The organism is Paenibacillus septentrionalis (assembly GCF_042659865.1).
Taxonomy (GTDB): Bacteria; Bacillota; Bacilli; order Paenibacillales; family Paenibacillaceae; genus Pristimantibacillus; species Pristimantibacillus septentrionalis.
In genome coordinates this window covers 1-1,336 of sequence record NZ_JBHSTE010000022.1, presented here as the reverse complement: position 1 = coordinate 1,336, position 1,336 = coordinate 1, and the positions used below count along the sequence as shown (strand labels likewise).

The 1,336-nt window shown below is 37.3% G+C and carries 2 protein-coding genes and 1 pseudogene; all 3 read left to right on the top strand.

Annotated features, from left to right (window positions below; genetic code table 11):
* Positions 1-469, top strand: a pseudogene (locus ACFP56_RS21685) (contractile injection system protein, VgrG/Pvc8 family); the annotation flags it as partial.
* Positions 470-489: 20 nt separating this feature from the next.
* The gene (locus tag ACFP56_RS21680) at positions 490-852 is read left to right on the top strand and encodes a hypothetical protein (protein ID WP_379238582.1); all 363 of its coding nucleotides are present in this window, start codon (positions 490-492) and stop codon (positions 850-852) included.
* Between the two features lie 104 nt (positions 853-956).
* Positions 957-1,181: a hypothetical protein gene (locus ACFP56_RS21675; RefSeq protein WP_379238580.1), complete on the top strand. Its 225-nt coding sequence runs from the start codon at positions 957-959 to the stop codon at positions 1,179-1,181.
* Positions 1,182-1,336 lie beyond the last annotated feature (155 nt).

Below are 1,336 nucleotides of genomic sequence, written 5' to 3'. Positions count from 1 at the left end.
AGGCGGAGGAGTAGCAACGAGCATCGGGAAAAAGACGATCCTGAATCCAGTAAAACCAGACCTGACGCCGCCAAACGCACCGAAAGTGGATCAGATACCAGATCAAAAAACAAAGATTGAGGGGCCGGGTAAAGTTCCGGGTATGCCTCCTATTGTTCAATCCCGGATAAATATTAGTAATGATGGGTGGAAGCACGTCGTTGACAGACATTTTTCTAATAAAAATGCTTCTCAATTCACAATATCTCAAGACGAACTTCGTTCACTGCTATCGAGTAAAGATATAGTGAACTCACCAGTTATCAGAAGTATAGATAGTGCCGATGGAATTCGATATGTGAGAGAAGTCACGTTAGACAAGACTATTGGACTCGATAAGTTCAATGATTTCAAGCCGACCTCTACAATGACAATCTTAACTGACAAACATGGGAATTTAATCACAGCAACACCTGGTGTAATAAAATAGTGTATAAGGTGGGGTGAACCGTGAGACTAATTGGAAGTAAAATGGAACATGAACTAAGGGAGCAACTCATTAAATCTAATCATTCGCTTTTCAAAGACAAGGAAAAAAGAAGATTGCTTGAAGTAATAACAAGTCATTTTCCAGAAATGAAAACAGCTTACGTTATTCATTGGATACCTGAGCAGGGAGAGGACATTTATAAAATACTAATTAATGATAATACTATTGCAGGGATTGAGTTAGACCGTTATAGAGATGAAGCTGAACCAATTGTTGAATCTCAAGGTGTTTCCAATTACTTACATGGATTAGGTAAGCAAAATCGAATTAAGTTGGCGGTTGCTCTTGATTTAGCGAAGCAAGAATTGAGGAAAATGGATTAAATGTAGCACAGGTTTCAGCAAAAATTCTAAAAGAAGATTGGAGAATAGTAAACGATAGCTTGTTTACTAAAACACTATATTTTGTTTCTATTGCAATAGAGAGTATGAAATACAAAGCAATTGCTGATTTTATATATTCTAAGCTGAATAGTTATTTGAAAAATAATAAATTTGAAGAGCATATCGATAAAAATGACATTGAAATGCTGACGAGAGACATTCAAATATGTAAAAAATTAATTGATGATAGAGGAGAATTCGAAATCAGGAAAACAAGCGATTCCGCAAAATCAAGAGTAGATTATATTTTAGGTTTGAAGATGGATTAGTTGATGGGGCTACCAGTGCCGATGAATCCAAATGATCTAGCAAAAACGAGTGGTTTGAGGAAATGGGAGCTCTTTCCAGCAGAGGCGTGGTCAAAAGAGCATGTGAGTGATATGCTAGGAGCAGTTTCGATAGTAGGCGGAGGAGTAGCAACGAG

Coding starts and splice junctions, on each gene's coding strand:
- ACFP56_RS21675 (WP_379238580.1), top strand. CDS start 957: ATGAAATACAAAGCAATTGCTGATTTTATATATTCTAAGCTGAATAGT.